The 19,077-nt window shown below is 64.8% G+C and carries 18 protein-coding genes and 1 tRNA gene; 15 read left to right on the forward strand and 4 right to left on the reverse strand.

The features are described 5' to 3' along the window. Positions 1-219: 219 nt before the first annotated feature. Positions 220-309 (reverse strand) — tRNA-Ser (locus XH88_RS31390). A 280-nt stretch (positions 310-589) separates the two neighbouring features. Between XH88_RS31390 and XH88_RS31395 the strand changes: the two genes are divergently transcribed. After that, on the forward strand, positions 590-1,453 hold the full coding sequence (locus tag XH88_RS31395) for an alpha/beta fold hydrolase (RefSeq protein WP_271672099.1): 864 nt from the start codon (positions 590-592) through the stop codon (positions 1,451-1,453). 175 nt (positions 1,454-1,628) lie between these two features. Here the strand turns inward: XH88_RS31395 and XH88_RS31400 are convergent, their stop codons facing one another. Beyond that, the gene (locus XH88_RS31400; protein ID WP_271672100.1) at positions 1,629-2,780 is read right to left on the reverse strand and encodes an ROK family protein; all 1,152 of its coding nucleotides are present in this window, start codon (positions 2,778-2,780) and stop codon (positions 1,629-1,631) included. A gap of 330 nt (positions 2,781-3,110) precedes the next feature. Here XH88_RS31400 and rplU point away from each other — a divergent pair, with 330 nt between their 5' ends. The 3 genes from rplU (at position 3,111) to XH88_RS31415 (ending at position 4,604) form a co-directional block, all read left to right on the forward strand. Continuing rightward, on the forward strand, positions 3,111-3,485 hold the full coding sequence (gene rplU, locus XH88_RS31405) for a 50S ribosomal protein L21 (RefSeq protein ID WP_271672101.1): 375 nt from the start codon (positions 3,111-3,113) through the stop codon (positions 3,483-3,485). Positions 3,486-3,587: 102 nt separating this feature from the next. Further along, positions 3,588-3,857 (forward strand): 50S ribosomal protein L27, encoded by a 270-nt coding sequence (rpmA, locus tag XH88_RS31410; protein ID WP_271672102.1) that lies wholly within the window; start codon positions 3,588-3,590, stop codon positions 3,855-3,857. Positions 3,858-4,010: 153 nt separating this feature from the next. Next, positions 4,011-4,604, forward strand: coding sequence for a GNAT family N-acetyltransferase (locus XH88_RS31415; RefSeq protein WP_271672103.1), 594 nt, complete (start codon positions 4,011-4,013; stop codon positions 4,602-4,604). Positions 4,605-4,673: 69 nt separating this feature from the next. On the opposite strand, the gene XH88_RS31420 is transcribed toward XH88_RS31415, so the two are convergent. Then, complete coding sequence (locus tag XH88_RS31420; RefSeq protein WP_271672104.1) at positions 4,674-5,588, reverse strand: DMT family transporter; 915 nt, start codon at positions 5,586-5,588, stop codon at positions 4,674-4,676. A 263-nt stretch (positions 5,589-5,851) separates the two neighbouring features. Between XH88_RS31420 and XH88_RS31425 the strand changes: the two genes are divergently transcribed. From XH88_RS31425 to XH88_RS31435, 3 genes are all read left to right on the forward strand, one after another. Further along, entirely contained in the window at positions 5,852-6,334 is a 483-nt protein-coding gene (locus tag XH88_RS31425) for a MaoC family dehydratase (protein WP_271672105.1), read from the forward strand. A gap of 85 nt (positions 6,335-6,419) precedes the next feature. Beyond that, a complete protein-coding gene (obgE, locus tag XH88_RS31430) occupies positions 6,420-7,460 on the forward strand; it encodes a GTPase ObgE (protein ID WP_057026545.1) in 1,041 nt (346 codons plus the stop codon). Positions 7,461-7,561: 101 nt separating this feature from the next. Further along, the gene (locus tag XH88_RS31435) at positions 7,562-9,196 is read left to right on the forward strand and encodes an alkaline phosphatase family protein (protein WP_271672106.1); all 1,635 of its coding nucleotides are present in this window, start codon (positions 7,562-7,564) and stop codon (positions 9,194-9,196) included. A gap of 177 nt (positions 9,197-9,373) precedes the next feature. On the opposite strand, the gene XH88_RS31440 is transcribed toward XH88_RS31435, so the two are convergent. After that, a complete protein-coding gene (locus XH88_RS31440; RefSeq protein WP_271672107.1) occupies positions 9,374-10,339 on the reverse strand; it encodes a Bug family tripartite tricarboxylate transporter substrate binding protein in 966 nt (321 codons plus the stop codon). Positions 10,340-10,538: 199 nt separating this feature from the next. Between XH88_RS31440 and proB the strand changes: the two genes are divergently transcribed. The 8 genes from proB (at position 10,539) to XH88_RS31480 (ending at position 19,074) form a co-directional block, all read left to right on the forward strand. After that, positions 10,539-11,660 carry a glutamate 5-kinase gene (gene proB, locus XH88_RS31445; RefSeq protein WP_271672108.1) on the forward strand — a complete coding sequence of 374 codons (1,122 nt, stop codon included), beginning with the start codon at positions 10,539-10,541 and terminating at the stop codon, positions 11,658-11,660. Positions 11,661-11,876: 216 nt separating this feature from the next. After that, on the forward strand, positions 11,877-13,172 hold the full coding sequence (locus XH88_RS31450; protein ID WP_271672109.1) for a glutamate-5-semialdehyde dehydrogenase: 1,296 nt from the start codon (positions 11,877-11,879) through the stop codon (positions 13,170-13,172). A gap of 23 nt (positions 13,173-13,195) precedes the next feature. Further along, positions 13,196-13,840, forward strand: coding sequence for a nicotinate-nucleotide adenylyltransferase (locus XH88_RS31455; protein WP_271672110.1), 645 nt, complete (start codon positions 13,196-13,198; stop codon positions 13,838-13,840). Between the two features lie 198 nt (positions 13,841-14,038). Then, entirely contained in the window at positions 14,039-14,395 is a 357-nt protein-coding gene (gene rsfS, locus XH88_RS31460; RefSeq protein ID WP_018643875.1) for a ribosome silencing factor, read from the forward strand. Positions 14,396-14,489: 94 nt separating this feature from the next. Next, the gene (gene rlmH, locus XH88_RS31465) at positions 14,490-14,972 is read left to right on the forward strand and encodes a 23S rRNA (pseudouridine(1915)-N(3))-methyltransferase RlmH (protein WP_271672111.1); all 483 of its coding nucleotides are present in this window, start codon (positions 14,490-14,492) and stop codon (positions 14,970-14,972) included. Positions 14,973-15,005: 33 nt separating this feature from the next. Then, positions 15,006-16,352, forward strand: a complete 1,347-nt coding sequence (locus XH88_RS31470) for a murein hydrolase activator EnvC family protein (RefSeq protein WP_271672112.1) — start codon at positions 15,006-15,008, stop codon at positions 16,350-16,352. Beyond that, the gene (locus XH88_RS31475) at positions 16,349-17,710 is read left to right on the forward strand and encodes a S41 family peptidase (protein ID WP_271672113.1); all 1,362 of its coding nucleotides are present in this window, start codon (positions 16,349-16,351) and stop codon (positions 17,708-17,710) included. Before XH88_RS31470 ends, XH88_RS31475 begins: the two co-directional genes overlap by 4 nt. Positions 17,711-17,853: 143 nt before the next feature. Then, the gene (locus tag XH88_RS31480) at positions 17,854-19,074 is read left to right on the forward strand and encodes a divergent polysaccharide deacetylase family protein (protein WP_271672114.1); all 1,221 of its coding nucleotides are present in this window, start codon (positions 17,854-17,856) and stop codon (positions 19,072-19,074) included. The last annotated feature ends 3 nt before the right edge of the window (positions 19,075-19,077 follow it).

The raw sequence follows: 19,077 nt of genomic DNA on the forward strand, positions 1-19,077 counted from the left end.
CAGCCTTCCGGCTATCGCCAGCTGACCTGCCCGGCCCTGGCCGGTGAACGCGGTGACCCGCCGCCAGCTACACCATGCAAGGGGACACGATCTTCGTCTGCCATGTCGCAGCACCTGACAAAGAGGCTTGAGAGTGCCCCACCGAGGTACTCCACCGTACAATGGCGGTCTGTTCGAGAAACGGCTTATTTTGAAGGGCTTCTGCGCTGTCCAATTTAATGGCGGAGAGGGAGGGATTCGAACCCCCGATAGGCTTGCACCTATGCCGCATTTCGAGTGCGGTGCATTCAACCACTCTGCCACCTCTCCTGAAGGTCGCCATAGTGAGGCAGGGCCCCTGTGGTTGGGGGCGTTCATAAGCGAGGATGGCGGGCCGGGCAAGGCGCGAAAGGGGAAAATCGGGGGGTTGTTTCGCCGGGTTTGGGCTGTTCTCGCCGCGTCGGAGACAATCGGCACCTTTTGCTGGGCTACCCCCCTCCCTAACCCTCCCCCACAAGGGGGGAGGGAACGCACCTGCCCTTGTCGCGGCGAATGAAATCCCAATCTCATCATGCTCTCCCAGAGCACTTGCCGGCCGAAAGGAACCGCCATGGAGCACCTGACGATCTCCGCCAATGGCGCCAAATTCCATGTGGTCCGTGCCGGCAGCGGAAAACCGCTGCTTTTGCTGCATGGTTGGCCGGAAATCTGGCTGACCTGGGAGCCGGTGATGTCAAGGCTTTCGCACCGTTTCAGCCTGATCGCGCCCGATTTGCGCGGCTTTGGCGACAGCGACAAGCCTGATGGCGCTTACGGGCCTGACGGCCACGCCGCCGACATGCTGGCGCTGATGGAGGGGCTCGGCATCGAGCGATTCGGCGTGGTCGGCCATGATGTCGGCGGCGCGGTGATGCAGCCGCTGGCGCGGAAGGCGCCCGAGCGGCTGGCGGGATTGTTCTTCTTCGATTTCGTCTATCCCGGGATCGGGCCGCGGATGGCGGCGCCCGATCGGCTCAATCACATCTGGTACCAGTCCTTCCAGCAGATGGAGATGGCGCCGCTTCTGGTCGGTGCTACCCGCGAGAGCTGCCGGCTCTATATCGCGCACTTCCTGAAAGGTTGGGCGCATCGCAAGGACGCGTTCGACGATGTGCTCGACCTGTTCGGCGACACCTATTTCAGGGACGGCAATCTCGCCGGCGGCTTTGCGCATTATCGGGCGTCGCATGCCGGGCGCATCGCGATGATGAAGGGTGAGGCGCCGCTGATGCCGCCGATCGAGGTGCCGACCTGCGTGCGCTGGGCCGAGCACGATCCGCTGTTTCCCTATGCCTGGACCGACCGGCTGGGCGAGACCTTTGCCCAGCTCGATCTCGCGATGTTCCCTGATGTCGGACACTTTCCCCATCGCGAGAATCCGGAGCGCGCGGCGGCGGAGATCGCAGGGTTCTTTCAGCGCATCGGCTGGAGCTGAATCCGAAGGACGGGGTGGGACCGCCAGACGCGGTAAACACTGGCGGTCCCGTGCCGCTCATTGAAATGCTGGCCAGGAAGGGCGGCTTCGCAGGCCTGCGTGAGGCGACGGTTCCACCGTAGCGTGCGGCCGGGGCCTCGCAACGCAAAGCGATCCTTAACCTAACCGATCAAGGTTACTCCTTGTCCGATTTGGCCGAGTCTTTGTTGTTTTCCTTGGACTTTTTCTTGCCCTCCGTGGAATCCCGGTCCTTGCCGTTGCCGCCATTCCTGTGGCGGTTGGTGAAGCGCGCATTGCCGAGGCCGGTGCCGATGGTGAGCACGCCCCAGCGATCGACGTCCTGCATGAACGGCACCTCGGAGAGGCCCTGAACCACGCCGTCATTGTGCATCAGGATGGCGGTGTCGTGCTCGCCGATGACGGGGATGGCCTCGGCGAGGCTCGCCGGCAGGTTGAACTTGCTGCTCTCCCAATTGCCCGGCAGATTCTGCGCACCCTTCTCTATGGAGCCGTCCGCGTTGATCACGCCGGGACAGGCGATGCCGATAAAGGGCGCGAGCTTGAATCCCTCGGCTTCGGCGTCCTCGATCAGGCCCTCGAGCATCTTGACCAGCCGCTTCACCGCGGCCTCGCGGCTCGGCTCGTCGTCGGCGTGGCGCCACAGATCGGACTTGAAGACGGCTGCCTTGGAGAGATCAGGCGCCTTCTTCCAGCGCGTCTCGACGATGCCGCAGCGGATGTTGGTGCCGCCGATATCGACCGCGAGGATGCTGTCATAGGCCTCGAAAATCCAGGACGGCGCGAGGTGCAGGGCCCCGATCAGGCCGGCATCGTCAGGGTCGAAGCGGATCGGCACCAGATCGACCTTGAAGCCTTCCGATTTGAGGATGATCTCGGCCCGGGCAATGGCGATCTCGCCGAGCCGGCTGGCGCGAAATCCGCCGCCGACCACGATGCATTCGGTCTTGGCCCAGGCCTTGGTCTTGAGGAATCGCCGTGTCACGTAGGCGAGCTCCTGCGCGAAATCCTCGATCGCGCTGTGCACGACGGCCGCGGCCTCCGTATCGTCGCCGCTCAGCACGGCATCGAGGGCCTTCTTGCTGATCTTGTCGGACGGCTCGTCGCCGAACGGATCCTCGCCGCTCTTGCGCAAGGGCTTGCGCCATTCCTCGAGGATCTCGCGAAACGCGCCCTTGCTGGCGCGGTCGCCGAGAAAGCCCTCCTCGTCCTTGATCTCGATGTTGAAGCTGTCGACCTCGACCGAGGGCAGACGGCCCGCCCCATGCTGGGCGATGCCCGTTGTCTTGACCAGTTCGTCCATTGGCATGAAAACCCCTGCCCGAACGCGGAATCGCGAAGGACAACCGCCGGGGAACCCATTGGTTGCTGCGCGGGTCGAGATTCCGTGGCGGGACGGAAAGGGCTCAAATCCTTCAAATCCGGGCGCTTTTCGGCTGACTTCCTTGACTCTTCGCCCCCAACGGCTATAAGTCCGCACAACCGGCGCGGGGCGTTTCTCGCGCCGCTTGTTTTTGCGTGGGTTTTCAAAGGGATAAACTCCCGCCCGCACAAAACTCGCATAAACCCGTAGCGACTGACCAAAAAGCCGGCCCCTGACTGATGTCATGAGGCCGGGATTGAACACGGAGAAAAAACGATGTTCGCAGTCATCAAAACCGGCGGCAAGCAATACCGCGTCGTGCCGGATGATGTTCTCGAAGTAGGCAAGATCGAAGGCGAAGTCGGCTCGATCGTGCAGTTGAATGAAGTTCTGGTGGTCGGCGGCGACACGCCGGTGCTGGGCGTTCCGACGGTGGCCGGTGCCTCCGTTGCGGTCGAGGTGCTCGACCACAAGCGCGGCCCGAAGGTCATCGCGTTCAAAAAGCGCCGCCGCAAGAATTCGCGCCGCAAGCGCGGCTACCGCGACGAGATCACGGTGCTGCGCGTCAGCGAGATCCTGACCGACGGCGCCAAGCCCACCAAGGGCCCGCGTCCGAAGACGGAAAAGGTCGCGAAAGAAGCCGCCGAGTAACCGGGACCGATCACGCCAATTCACGAATTGAGGCGTGCGACGTTTTGAAATGATTCCGTCAAGGAATTGACCTAGAACTACGCAGGATTTCGGAGACGAGCCATGGCTCACAAAAAAGCAGGCGGTTCATCGCGCAACGGTCGCGATTCCAAGGGTAAGCGTCTTGGCATCAAGGTGTTCGGCGGGGAGCACGTGATTCCCGGCAACATCATTGCGCGTCAGCGCGGCACCACCTGGCATCCCGGCCTCAATGTCGGCATGGGCACGGACCACACCCTGTTCGCCAAGATCGAGGGTCGCGTTCAATTCCAGGCCAAAGCCAATGGCCGCACCTTTGTAGCGGTACTCCCGCTCGCAGAGGCTGCTGAATAGACGGTGGATCAATTTGGAGTCCGCCGGGTCCTTGACCGAACCGGCGGAGTTCCCAGAGATCAAATGATCGAAGGCTCCAGGGGAGGCAGGGAAACCGGCCTCCCCTTTCGTTTGACCAATGACTTGACTTGGTGACTTCCAGCGGAGCCGGACATGTTGCAGGACTTTTCGAGCGTGACCTTGCAGGAGGCGAGACCGGGCGTCGTCGCCACCGAGCGGCTAACCTTGCGGCGGCCGACGCTTGCCGACGTCAGGACCATCGCCCACCTCGCCAACGACCGCCGCGTCGCCGAGAACACGCGCCGCCTGCCGCATCCCTATTCGCAGGACGATGCGGTCGCATTCATCCGCGCCACGTCCGCGCTCGGCGCCGAGACCGTGTTCCTGATCGAGCGCGACACCACACCGATCGGCATGGTCGGCATCGACGGCTCCACGCCTGATCAAGCCGAACTCGGCTACTGGCTCGGGTTCGACTATTGGGGCCAGGGCTTTGCCACCGAGGCCGCGCGCGGCGCGATCGATTTCTTCTTCGAGGAGTTCGACGACGACCATCTCTATGCCGGCGCGCGCGTCACCAACCCGGCCTCGCGCAACGTGCTGGAGAAGTGCGGCTTCCAGTGGAGCGGCGTCCAGCTGCACCGTTTCCTGGCGCTGGGCTCGTCGACGCCGGTCGACTGCTTCCGCCTCTCGCGCGGGGTGTGGTCGTCGCTGAAGAGCTGGAGCAGCGCAAGACGGGTGAGGTAGGCGGAAGCGCGGCCGCGCCACGTGCACAGTGTCGTCCCGGCGAAGGCCGGGACGACAGCGTGGTGGTGGCTACACCGGCGGCGTCACCTCTTCGCTCGCACGCCCGAGATCCCGCTCCCGCAAGTAAATGTAGAACCCGGCGCCGATGATGATCGCCGCGCCGACGATGGTCGCCACCGACGGCACGTCGCCGAACACGATGAAGCCGAAGATCACGGCCCAGACGATCATCGAATATTGATACGGCACCACGACGCTCGCCGGCGCAAGCTTCAGCGAGCGGTTGACGCAGAACAGCGCGGTCACGGAAATGAGCCCTGCCAGCGCAAAGAACACGAGGCTGCCAGGGGTCGGCGGCACCCAATGGAAGGCCGACAGCACCGCGCCAAGCGAAAACGTGCCGATGAATTGCGAGGATGCCATCACGATGTCGGGCGTCTTGCGCAGGCTGCGCGTGATCAGCATCAGGGTCGCGAAGGACAGGCTACCGCCGAGCGCGATCAGCGCCGGCAGGCTCACCGTCTGCGCTGAGGGCCGCAGCGCGATCAGCACGCCGCAGAAGCCGATCAGGATCGCCATCCAGCGGCGCCAGCCGACTTTCTCGCCCAGGAAGATCGCGGACATCGCGGTGACGAAGATAGGGCCGGCGAGATAATAGGTGATGACGTCGGCAAGCGGCAGATAGACCGTCGCAAGGAAGAAGGCGGCCACTTCCAGCGTCGACAGCACGACGCGGACCAGTTGCAGGCGCGGCCGCTCCAGATGCAGGAACTGATGCCGCTGCCGCCAGATGAGCGGCGACAGCAACAACAGCGCGGCGCAGGCGCGCAGGAACAGGAGTTGCCCCACCGAATACGTCCCGACCAGGAACTTGCCCGTGGCATCGCCGAACGAGAACATGAAGATCGACAGCACCATGAGCGCGATGCCGGCCAGCCGCGCCGAGCGGTCGTCATAGGCGGAGAGAGATTTGAACAGGGGCATTGAGCGGACTGTGAACGGTCGTCATTGCGAGCGAAGCGAAGCAATCCAGACTGTCTCCGCGGAAATAGCCTGGATTGCTTCGTCGCTTCGCTCCTCGCAATGACAGGCGGAGAGAGCGTCGGGAATCGGCTGGTAGGATCGCTTGGGGTCGTTTTAATGACGTGGGCCACCGCGACAACCCCGCGCAAGTCGAATTGAACGGATTGTCGCACTCTCCGCTTCGCGCTAGCCATCAACGTCACACCGGCAAAAAGAGCTTTGACATGACCGACTTCGACCCGGCCCGGCATCGCATGATCCCGACGCAACGCTGGTTTGAGGATTTCGCGATCGGCGAACGCTTCGTGCTGCCGAGCCGCACGCAGACCTCGGCCGTGTTCGCGGCATTCCAGACCGCGAGCGGCGACACTCATCCGGTGCATTACGACGTGGAGTATTGCCGCGCCCGCGGCATGCCGCATCTGCTCGCGCACGGTTTCCAGACGCTGATCCACACCGCGCCGGGCGCCGGCCTGTTTCCGTTCATGGTCGAGGAATCGCTGGTCGGCTTCCTGGAGCAATCGAGCCGGTTCCTCAAGCCGGTGTTCGCCGACGATACGATCTACCCCGCGCTCGAGGTCACCGAGCTCGTGCCGGGACGCACGACCGGTGCGGTGACGCTTCGCAGCACCGTGTTCAACCAGCGCAAGGAGCTGGTGCTGGAGGGCTTGCAGAAATTCCTGATCCGTCGCCGCCCAACCGGTTAAGCACGGGACGAAATTCGCAGGTTTTCGGCGGATTTGCGGGATCCTCCGGGTTGCCGCGCGGGTCCGGCTGGCCTACCTATGGCCCATGAAATTCCTCGACGAAGCAAAGGTCTATATCCGCTCCGGTGACGGCGGAAACGGCTGCGTGGCGTTCCGCCGCGAGAAGTTCATTGAGTTCGGCGGTCCCTCCGGCGGCAATGGCGGCCGCGGCGGCAACGTCATCATCGAGGTCGCCGACGGCCTCAACACGCTGATCGACTACCGCTACCAGCAGCATTTCAAGGCCCAGAAGGGCGAGAACGGCATGGGCTCGGACCGTCACGGCGCCAACGGCAAGAACATCGTGCTGAAGGTCCCCGTCGGCACCCAGATCTTCGATGAAGACCGCGAGACGCTGATCCACGACTTCACCAAGGTCGGCGAGAAATTCGTGCTGGCCGAGGGCGGCAATGGCGGCTTCGGCAATGCGCATTTCAAATCGTCGACCAACCGCGCGCCGCGCAATGCCAATCCCGGACAGCCCGGCGAGGAGCGCTGGATCTGGCTGCGGCTGAAGCTGATCGCGGATGCCGGCCTCGTCGGCATGCCCAATGCCGGCAAGTCGACCTTCCTGTCCAAAGTCAGCGCGGCGCGGCCGAAGATCGCCGACTATCCCTTCACCACGCTGCATCCGCAACTCGGCGTCGTGAACGCCGACGGCCGCGAATTCGTGCTCGCCGACATTCCCGGCCTGATCGAGGGCGCGCATGAAGGCACCGGCCTCGGCGACCGCTTCCTCGGCCATGTCGAGCGCTGCCGCGTGCTGCTGCACCTGATCGACGCCACCTGCGAGCATGCCGGCAAGGCGTACAAGACGGTGCGCAAGGAGCTCGATGCTTATGGCGGCCAGCTCACGGACAAGATCGAGATCGTCGCACTGAACAAGATCGACGCGGTCGAGCCGGACGAATTGAAGAAGCAGAAGGACCGCCTGAAGCGCGCCGCGAAAAAGACGCCGCTGCTGCTGTCAGGCGCGACCGGCCAGGGCGTGAAGGAAGCGCTCCGCGCGCTGGCCGACGTGATCGGCGAAAGCCCGGTGTCGGCCAAAGCCAAGAGCGCGGCCGAAGCGGAGCCGTGGTCGGCCTGAGACGGGCAGCGCTCTCTCCATACTTCTCCCCAACGGGGAGAGGTTTTCTTCGCGCCGCCAATAGCGCAATATTCAGCTAGCGAAAAGTGGAGCGATAACGCATGGCGCGGGCGAAGAACGTTCTCTGGATCATGTGCGATCAGCTTCGCTATGATTACCTCGGCTGCACCGGTCATCCCACGCTGAAGACGCCGCATATCGACGCCATGGCCAGACGTGGCGTGCTCTTCACCAGGGCCTATGTGCAGTCGCCGATCTGCGGGCCGTCGCGGATGTCGTTCTACACCGGCCGCTACATGCGCTCGCACGGCTCGCACTGGAATGGCTGGCCGCTGCGTGTCGGCGAGCCCACACTTGGTGATCACCTCAACAAAATCGGCGTGCGCAACGTGCTGGTCGGCAAGACCCACATGGCCCCTGATCTCGAAGGCATGAAGGCGCTCGGCATCCCGCCGGAATCTGTCATCGGCGTCCATGTCGCCGAATGCGGGTTCGAGCCCTATGAGCGCGACGACGGTTTGCATCCGACCGGCCGGGCGCGTCCGAAATACGACGAATATCTGCGCAGCCAAGGTTTTGAAGCCAGCAACCCCTGGGAGCATTGGGCCAATTCAGGCGCGGCGGAAGACGGTAGCTTGCAGAACGGCTGGCTGCTGGTGCACGCCGACAAGGCCGCGCGCGTGCCGGACGAGCATTCCGAGACGCCCTACATGACGCGCCGCGCGATGGACTTCATCAGCGGGGCCGAGACGGATGGCAGGCCGTGGTGCCTGCATCTGTCCTACATCAAGCCGCACTGGCCCTACATCGCCCCCGAGCCCTATGCCAGCATGTACTCGACATCAGACATGATCCCGGTGATCCGCTCCGAGCGCGAGCGGCAGAATCCCCATCCGGTGTTCGGCGCCTACATGGACATGCGCTACTCCCGCAACATGGCGCGCGCCGAGGCCCGCGAGAAGGTGATCCCGACCTATATGGGCCTGATCACCCAGATCGACGACCAGATGGGCGTGCTGATGAAGTTCCTGGAGGAACGCGGCCTCACGGAAACCACCATGATCGTGTTCACATCCGATCACGGCGACTATCTCGGCGATCACTGGATGGGCGAAAAAGATCTGTTCCACGAGCAGTCCGCAAAGATCCCGCTGATCATCATCGATCCGTCGAAAGAAGCCGAGGCTACGCGCGGCACGCAGAGCGACGCGCTGGTCGAAGGCATCGATCTCGCGCCCACCTTCGTCGATTATTTCGGCGGCAAGGTGCCGGGCCACATCCTCGAAGGGCGCTCGCTGCTGCCGCTGCTGCGCGGGCCTACTCCGCCCGATTGGCGCAAGGTGGCGTTCTCCGAATACGACTATGCGATGCAGGACGTGCGGCTGAAGCTGAACCAGCCGATCGAGCGCTGCCGCCTGTTCATGGTGTTCGACGGCCGCTGGAAATACATCCATGCCTCCGGCTTCCGCCCGATGCTGTATGACCTCGAAACCGATCCGCAGGAATATGTCGATCGCGGCGACGATCCGGACTGCGCCGGCATCATCGCGCGGCTCCAGGCCGAGCTGTTCGACTGGGCGCTGCATCCCAACGACCACATCACCACGCCGCGTGAAAAGATCGCGAACTATGCCGACAACCAGCTCCAGGTGAAGGGCGGGATTCTTATCGGCATCTGGGATGAGGCGGAGCTGGCGTCGATCAGGGACGGCATCGCGCAGCGCGCGAAGATGTGAGCGTGCAGAGCGAGGCTCTCTCAACTTCGTCGTGCCCGGGGCTTGACTCGCCTGCGCGGCCGAAGCCGCTACCGCGAGGCGAAGGCCCGGGCATCCACGTCTTGCGTCGATCGCTGATGCACGTGGATGGCGGGACAAGCCCGGCCATGACGACGAAAATGGAAGCGTGAGTAGAGATTAATTCTCGATCCTGTACCCCGTCGCCTTCACAATCGGCTGCCAGAACGCCGTATTCGCAGCAAGCTCCTTCGACAGTCCGTCCGCAGTGCTGCCGACCGGGATCAGCCCGATTGCAGTGAGCTTCTCCTTCACCTCGGGCTTGGCGAGCGCCGCGCTGGCAGCCGCGCCGAGCTTGCTCGCAAACTCCGGCGGGCTGCCGGCGGGAAGCCACATGCCGTACCAGGCGTCGGCAACGAGATCGATGCCGCTCTCCTTCAGCGTCGGAACGTCAGGCGCGAATGGCGAACGCTCCGCGCTTGAGACCCCAATGATCTTCACACCCTTGGCGCGGTGCTGCGGCAGCGCATCCGCCAATGTCACGATGCCGAACGAGATGTGCCCGCCGATGATGTCGTTGAGAACAAGCGCGCTGCCGCGATAGGGCACGCGGGTCAGGGGAATGCCGAGATCCTTTTCCAGCTTCGAACCGGCGAAGTGCGGAATGGTGCCGTTGCTCGGCACGCCGAACGAGGTCTTGTCGGGATGCGCTTTCAACCACGCGACGAAGCCCTTGAAGTCGGCGACATCCATCGCCGGGCCGATCACCAGCGCGAACTCAAACCGCGCGAGCAGCGACACCGGCATGAAATCCTTCGCGGTGTCGAAGCTCGGCGTCGTCTCCACCATCGGCAGCAAATACATGGTCGGTCCCGTCGTCACCAGCACCATGCTGCCGTCGGGGCTCGCGCTCTTCACCGATTTGATGCCGATCAGGCCGTCGCCGCCGGTGCGGTTCTCGACCACCACGGTCCGTTGCAGCATCGGCGCGATTTCCTGGGCGATCAGCCGGCACAGCGTATCGCCGCCGGCGCCCGCCGCGAACGGGAAGATGATTTTGGTGAGACCAGCCTGCGCCTGCACCTCGCCAGCTTGCGCCAGTAGCGGCAACCCGAGACAACCAGCCATGAATTTGCGGCGATCCATTCGTTTCCCCCTCCAGGCCGTTATTGGTTGGCGGCATTAGAACCGGGCTGGCGCTCAAGACAAGGCCGACCTTCGCCGTTTACCGGGCCTGCCGCCTTGCGCCGGCCATCGTCCTGCTGCAAAAGCAGGCCTCATCGGCGCCGCCTGCCGCTCCGCCGTCTCACAGAGCAATTCGTCACACGCGCCAACATATACGCACATGGCCAGCCCCGAACTCAGTCAATTCCGCCGCATCGTCGTCAAGGTCGGCTCCGCGCTGCTCGTCGATTCCGACCGGGGCGAGGTGCGGGCGTCGTGGCTGGCTGCGCTCGCCGACGACATGGCCAAGCTGCACAAGGAGGGCCGCGACGTCCTCGTGGTCTCCTCGGGCTCGATCGCGCTCGGCCGCAGCCGGCTCAAGCTGCCGCGCGGTCCGCTGAAGCTGGAGGAAAGCCAGGCCGCCGCCGCCGTCGGCCAGATCGCGCTGGCGCGGATCTGGTCGGAAGTGCTTGGGGCGCACGACATCGGCGCGGGCCAGATTCTGGTGACGCTCCAGGATACCGAGGAGCGCCGCCGCTATCTCAACGCCCGCTCCACCATCGGCAAGCTGCTGGACTGGCGCGCGATCCCTGTGATCAACGAGAATGACACGGTCGCCACGACCGAGATCCGCTACGGCGACAATGACCGGCTCGCCGCGCGCGTCGCCACCATGGCGAGCGCCGATCTCCTGGTGCTGCTCTCCGATATCGACGGTCTCTACGACGCGCCGCCCAAGAACAATCCGAACGCAAAGCTCATTCCGGTGGTCGAAAGCATCTCCTCCGAAATCGAGGCGGTCGCCGGAGATGCCGAGTCCGAGCTGTCGCGCGGTGGCATGCGCACCAAGGTCGAGGCGGCCAAGATCGCGACGACCGGCGGCACGCATATGCTGATCGCCTCCGGCAAGATCGAGCATCCGTTGCAGGCGATCGCCAAGGGCGGCCGCTGCACCTGGTTCCTGACGCCCGCCAATCCCATCACCTCGCGCAAACGCTGGATCGCCGGCACGCTGGAGCCGAAGGGCACGCTGACCATCGACGCCGGCGCGGTGACGGCGCTGCGCGCCGGCGCCAGCCTGCTGCCGGCCGGCGTCATCAAGATCGAGGGCCAGTTCGCCCGCGGCGACGCCGTGATCGTCCGCGGCCCCGACGCCAGCGAGGTCGGCCGCGGCCTGATCGCCTACGACGCCGAGGTCGCCGAGCGGATCAAGGGCCGCTCCTCCCCCGACGTGATGACCATCCTCGGCATCAGCGGGCGCTCCGAGATGATCCACCGCGACGATCTGGTGGTGGGCGGGTAAGGGCCGCCTCCGCCATTCGGGGCGATCCGTTGGCACCGAACTCCGGTGTGCATTTGCGCACCTGAGATGGGGTCAAGCCCCGCCACGACGCCGGAAGCTAGGCCAGTGGTCTAGCCCCAGCAGCCGCCTTCCGAAGCCCTGCCATACCCGCCCCGCCCTTCGCAAAAGCGGGATTTCCGTGCTAGGACACCGCCTTAGCAGAAGGTTTTGACCCCCATGGCCGCCCCCCTGAAAGCCGTCGACGGCAATGCCGATCTTCAGGCGCTGATGTCCGACCTCGCCGCCAAGGCCCGCGCCGCCGCGCGCGTGCTGGCGCTGGCGCCGCCGGAGCAGAAGAACCGGGCGCTGGAAGCCATGGAGCGGGCGATCCGCAGCAATGCTGCTGCGATCCTCGCCGCGAATGCCGAGGACGTCGCCGAAGCTCGTGCGTCCGGTAACACCACGTCCGCCTTCATTGACCGCCTGACGCTGACGCCGGCGCGGATCGAAGGTATGGCCGAGGGCATCGCCGTCGTGCGCGGCATCGCCGATCCCGTCGGCATCGTCACCGAGAGCTGGCAGCGGCCGAATGGCATGACCATCGAGCGCGTGCGCGTGCCGCTCGGCGTCGTCGGCGTGATCTTCGAGAGCCGTCCCAATGTCGCGGCGGATGCCGGCGTGCTCTGTTTGAAGTCCGGCAATGCCGTGATCCTGCGCGGCGGCTCCGACAGTTTTCGATCGTGCCGCGCCATCCATGAATGCCTGGTGCAGGGCCTGCGCGGGGCCGGCCTGCCCGAAGCCGCCATCACGCTGGTGCCGACGCGCGACCGCGCGGCGGTCGGCATGATGCTGTCAGGGCTGAACGGGTCGATCGACGTGATCGTGCCGCGCGGCGGCAAGAGCCTCGTCGCGCGTGTCGAACAGGAAGCGCGCGTACCAGTCTTCGCGCATCTCGAAGGCGTCAATCACGTCTATGTCGATGCCAGTGCCGACCTCGCCATGGCGAAGTCGATCGTGCTCAACGCCAAGATGCGCCGCACCGGCGTCTGCGGTGCGGCCGAAACACTGCTGGTCGATCGTGCCGCTGCCGGCAAGGCGCTCAAGCCGCTCGTCGAGATGCTGATCGAGGCCGGCTGCGAAGTGCGCGGCGATGAGACGGTGCAAGGGACGGATGCGCGCGTAAAGCCTGCCAGCGAAGACGATTGGGACACCGAATATCTCGACGCGATCATCGCGGCGAAGGTGGTCGACGGCGTCGACGGCGCCATCGCGCATATCCAGGACCACGGTTCGCACCATACCGACGCAATCGTGAGCGCGGATGAAGCGGCTGCAAAGAAATTCCTGAGCGAAGTGGATTCCGCGATCGTGCTGCACAACGCCTCGACGCAGTTCGCCGACGGCGGCGAGTTCGGTTTCGGTGCCGAGATCGGCATTGCCACCGGCCGCTTTCACGCCCGCGGCCCTGTCGGCGCCGAGCAGCTGACGAGCTTCAAATATCGCGTTCACGGCACCGGGCAGACGCGGCCGTAAGTAACGTTGCAAGGCGCGGGGCATTGAGCAACAATTTCGTCGTGCCGCGCTTCGTGGCGCAAGCGGTGCCGCCCCATACGGAGGGCATGCGCATCGGCCTGCTCGGCGGCTCGTTCAACCCGCCGCACCAGGCTCATCGCGCGATCAGTCGGTTCGCCCTCAAGAGACTGCAACTCGATCGCGTCTGGTGGCTGGTCACCCCGGGCAATCCTCTCAAGGAGAACGGTAACCTTCATGAGCTCGGCGAGCGCATGCAGGCCGCGCGCGACGTCGCTGGCGATCCCAGGATCGAGGTGAGCTGTCTCGAATCCGTCATTCGCACCCGCTATACTATCGATACGATCAACACCTTGCGCCGCCGCTTCCCGGGCCTGCGCTTTGTCTGGATTATGGGCGCCGACAATCTCGCTCAATTCCATCGTTGGCAGGACTGGCGGCGTATCGCCGCTCAGGTGCCGATGGCAGTCATCGATCGCCCGCCGCAAAGCTTTCGTGCCCTCGCCTCTCCTGCCGCCAGGGCGCTGGAACGCTACCGCCTGCCGGAGAATAAGGCAGGACTGCTTGCGGACCGGCCGGCGCCGGCCTGGGTATTCCTGACCGGATTGAAGCTGAACCTGTCCTCAACGGGCCTGCGGAACCCGGACGGAAGTTGGAAAGGTATGATGTGAGGCATAGTGTGCGGGGTGCAGGGCTCTCTGGCATATTGAAACCCTTAACCCCACATGATGTAGTGTAACCGGTGGGCGCCGGATTCGGCGTTCTCGATACAGTGAAAGGAATGGTCCCTGACCACATCTGTATTGTCCAAGTCTGTTTTACCCAAGGTTGCCAAGCCTACGCGTAAAACATCGACCAAAGCTGCGGCCTTGAAGGCGCAACCCGACGCCGACAAGACGCTGAGCCTGATCCTCTCCCGCCTCGAGGACATGAAGGCGGAAGAGACGGTCACCATCGACCTTCGCGGCAAATCGGCTTACTCCGACTACATGATCGTCACCACCGGCCGGGTGAACCGGCACGTCGGCGCGATCGCGGAGAACGTGACGAAGGGCCTTAAGGAAACCGGCATCAAGAACATCCACGTCGAGGGCTTGCCCAATTGCGACTGGGTGCTGATCGATTCCGGCGACGTGATCGTGCACGTGTTCAGACCCGAGGTCCGCGAGTTCTACAATCTGGAAAGATTGTACACGCAGGGCCCAGGGGCGGCGAAGGCGATCTAGGCTCATTGAGCCGATTTCGAATCGGCTGACGCGCATGCTAGCGTCGTGCGCGCGCAAACTGCGCGCGGTCTTGAAAACGCGACCCTGGAGATTCATGCGTGTTGCTGTCATTGCGGTGGGCCGGCTGAAGCAGGGCCCCGAACGGGAGCTTGCCGAGCGCTATTCCGAGCGGTTCGACGAGGCCGGCCGCAAGCTCGGATTCCGCGAGCTCAGCGTCCACGAAATTCCCGAGAGCCGGGCACGCGACGCCGCGACGCGGATGGCCGAAGAGGCCGCCGCGATCTCCGCGCATATTCCCGACAAGTCGATCCTGGTGGCGCTGGACGAGCGCGGGCAAAACCTCGACTCCACCGTATTCGCACGGCATCTGGCGCGCTGGCGCGACGAGGGCGCCGGTCATACGATCTTCGTGATCGGAGGGGCGGACGGACTTTCGCCCGAATTGCGCCGTAAGGCCAAGCTCGCGATCGCGTTCGGCTCTGCGACCTGGCCGCATCAAATGGTCCGCGTCATGCTTCTGGAACAGCTGTATCGGGCCGCCACCATCCTGGCCGGCCATCCCTATCATCGCGCGTGATTCGCGCCACAACGAGCACCTTTGCCTAACGCGATGCGCGCGCCTGTCCTCAACCTGCTGCTGATCGCCGGCCTCGCGAGCGCAAGCCTCGCGCAAGCTCAGACGGCGGCTCCGGCGCCACAGGCCGCAGCCGTCTCGCCCGACGCGATCAAGCAGCGCGAGCAGGAGCTGGAGGCCGCACGTGCCCGGCAAAAGAGCGCGGAGGAGGCGCAAGCCAAGCTCAAGGCCGAGATCACCGCGCTCGGCCAGGACCGCACCCAGCTCAATCAGCAATTGATCGATACCGCCGCCAACGTCCGCACCGTCGAGACCAAGATCGACGAGGCCGAGGCGCGGCTGAGGACGCTGAACGGCCGCGAGCATGAAGCTCGCGCCTCGCTCGATTCGCGCCGTTCCGACATCGTCGAGGTGCTGGCGGCCCTGCAACGCGCTGGCCGGCGCACGCCGCCGGCGCTGCTGGTGCGGCCCGAAGATGCGCTGCAATCGCTGCGCACCGCGATGCTGCTCGGCGCGGTGGTGCCGGAATTGCGCGGCCGCGCCGAGAAGATCGCAAGCGAGCTCGGGGATCTCGTGGCCTTGCGCAAGAGCATCGCGAGCGAACGCGACCAGCTCGCCTCCGACCGCGACAAGAGCCGCAGCGAGCAGGCCCGGCTCACCGCGCTGGTCGATGAACGGCAGCGCCAGCAGGCCTCGCGCGAAAAGGACCTCGATGCCGAGAATTCGCGCGCCATCACGCTGTCAAAGCAGGTCGGCGATCTCCAGGGGCTGATCGCCAAGATGGAGCAGGACCTGCAAAGCGCCGCCAAGGCGGCCGAGAAAGCGGCCGAGGCCGCAAAGCAGGCCGAGGCCAAGGAGGCCAAGGCAGCGGCGAATGCAGCGGCCAACACCAAGCCCGGCCCGGCCGTGTTCAAGGACCGCTCCCGGACCAGCCCGGCCATCCTGTTCGCGTCGGCCAAGGGACTCCTGCCGCTGCCGGTTAACGGTAACAAGATCAGGGACTTTGGCGGTTCCGATGGAATCGGCGGGATTCAGAAGGGCATTTCGCTGGCCACCAAGCCCGGCTCCCAGGTCACGACGCCGTGCGACGGCTGGGTGGTCTATGCCGGCCCGTTCCGCAGCTATGGACAACTCTTGATCCTCAATGCCGGGGGCGGGTATCATGTCCTGATCGCCGGGATGGAGCGCATTTCGGTCAACATCGGACAGTTTGTGCTCACGGGGGAGCCGGTCGCGACCATGGGGTCGACCTCTCAAGTCGCCTCCATTCTCGCCACGAACGCGAGTCAACCTGTGCTGTATGTCGAGTTCCGTAAAGACGGCACTCCAATCGATCCAGGCCCATGGTGGGCCGCAAATGAAGGCGAGAAGGTTCGCGGATGATGCGCAAGACTTCAGTTATCCTCCTCAGCGCGGCCACCGGTGCGGCGCTGACGCTGTTCGTGACCCAGCCGCGCGCGGTATTCATGGGCTCCAGCGCGCGAGCCGCGACCGCGGACACCTATCGTCAGCTCAACCTGTTCGGTGACGTCTTCGAGCGCGTGCGCTCCGACTATGTCGAGAAGCCCGACGACACCAAGCTGATCGAATCCGCCATCAGCGGCATGCTCTCCGGTCTCGATCCGCATTCGAGCTACATGGACGCCAAGAGCTTCCGCGACATGCAGGTGCAGACCCGCGGCGAGTTCGGTGGTCTCGGCATCGAGGTCACGATGGAAGACGGCCTGATCAAGGTGGTCTCGCCGATCGACGATACGCCCGCCTCGCGCGCCGGCGTCATGGCCAACGACATCATCACCAATCTCGACGACGAGGCGGTGCAGGGCCTGACCCTGAACCAGGCGGTCGAGAAGATGCGCGGGCCCGTCAACACCAAGATCAAGCTGAAGATCATCCGCAAGGGCCAGGACAATCCGATCGACGTCACGCTGGTGCGCGACAACATCCGCGTCCGTTCGGTGCGCGCGCGCGTCGAGGCCGACGACATCGCCTACATCCGCATCACCACCTTCAACGAGCAGACCACCGAGGGCCTGAAGAAGGAGATCGCCAACCTCTCGGGCCAGATCGGCGACAAGCTCAAGGGCTACATCATCGACCTCCGCAACAATCCGGGCGGCCTGCTCGAGGAGGCCGTCACCGTGTCCGACGCGTTCCTGGAGAAGGGCGAGATCGTCTCGACCCGCGGCCGCAATGCCGAGGAGACGCAGCGCCGCACTGCGCATGCCGGCGATCTCACCAAGGGCAAGCCGGTCATCGTGCTGGTCAACGGCGGCTCGGCCTCCGCGTCCGAGATCGTCGCCGGCGCGCTGCAGGACCACAAGCGCGCGACCATCGTCGGCACGCGCTCGTTCGGCAAGGGCTCGGTGCAGACCATCATCCCGCTCGGCTCGGGCAATGGCGCGCTGCGCCTGACCACGGCGCGCTACTACACGCCGTCGGGCAAGTCGATCCAGGCCAAGGGCATCGTGCCCGATATCGAAGTGCTGCAGGACGTGCCGGACGAGCTGAAGTCGCGCACCGACACCAAGGGCGAGGCTTCGCTGCGCGGCCATCTCAAGAACGACGGTGACGAGAAGACCGGCTCGCAGTCCTACGTCCCGCCGGATGCCAAGGACGACAAGGCGCTCAAGCTTGCCGACGACCTGCTCCACGGCATCAAGAACAGCGCCTCCGCGGCGCCGACGCCGGGCAGCGACAGCAAGGCCGGGCCCGCGGACAAGCCGAAGGCAGCGAACTAAGCGCAGTCATCCGATCTGTCGAAAAGGGCGGCTTCCCGGAAGCCGCCCTTTTTGCTTGGAACTCCTGACCTCCCCGGCCTATCCCGGCCTGCCGCCGCTTGACCCCGGCGTGGTATCGTCGGTGGAGTGATTCGGGATCGCGCATGACTGAGACGGCCGACGATCTGAGCGCCCCGCTCGGACAGGACAAGCCGCGCCGGAAACGGCGGCTGCGGCTGCCGTTCACGGCCATGCAGCTGCTGGCGGTCATGCTCGGCCTGTTCCTCGTTGCCTTTGCCGGCTTTGCCATCTTCAACAAGGACCCGCTCGGGGGCGAGCCGCTGACGCGGATCGCGATCCCCAATCCCAAGGCCGGGGACGAGAAGCTTGCTGCCGGCCACGGCGCGGAGATCGCCCAAGAAAGCAGGCATGCGACCAAGGAGGCACCGAAGGAGCCCGCCTCCGGTGAGCAGAAGACCATCACCATGATCGACGGCTCGACCGGCGCGCGCCACGACGTGGTGATCGGCGCCGGCGATGCGCCCGACAAGGGCGAGGCAGCTTCCGCGCCTCCGCCCGTCATGACCGGGATCGATCCAAAGCTGCTGGAAAAATCCCGCTACGGCATGATCCCCGTGATGTCAGGCGATCTCAAGCCGTTCAACGTCTACGCAGCCGACGCCGACCGCGCGAAGGCCGCGAAAATGCCGGTCGTGGCCATCGTGATCGGGGGCCTCGGCGTCGGCGCCGCCAAGACCACGGACGCGATCATGAAGCTGCCGGGCGCGGTGACGCTGGCCTTCACGCCCTATGGCGCCGACCCCGGCAAACTGGCCGAGCGTGCCCGCGCCCAGCGCCACGAGATCTTCCTGCAGATCCCGATGGAGCCCTACGACTTCCCCGACAACGATCCGGGCCCGCAGACGCTGCTGACCTCGCTCACCACTGACCAGAATACCGATCGCCTGTACTGGCACCTGAGCCGCATCCAGGGCTATGCCGGCATCACCAATTTCATGGGGGCCCGCTTCATTGCGACCGACGCGGCGATGCAGCCGATCATCCGCGAGGCCTCCAAGCGCGGGCTCGGCTTCTTCGATGACGGCTCCTCGCCGCGCAGCGTTGCGTCCACGGCGGCGGCCAGCCTGTCCGTGCCGTTCGGCAAGGGCGACATCGCGCTCGATGCCGTGCCGACCCCGACCGAGATCGAGCGCGCCCTGAACAAGCTCGAATCTCTGGCCCGCGAGCGCGGCGTCGCCATAGGCACCGCCTCTGCACTGCCCGTCTCGATCGAGCGGGTCGGCGCCTGGATCAAGACATTGAGCGACCGAGGTATCCTTTTGGTGCCATTGACATCCGCGATGCTGAAATCAAAATCCAGCTAAATC

It is taken from the genome of Bradyrhizobium sp. CCBAU 51627 (assembly GCF_028128765.1).
Lineage (GTDB): Bacteria > Pseudomonadota > Alphaproteobacteria > Rhizobiales > Xanthobacteraceae > Bradyrhizobium.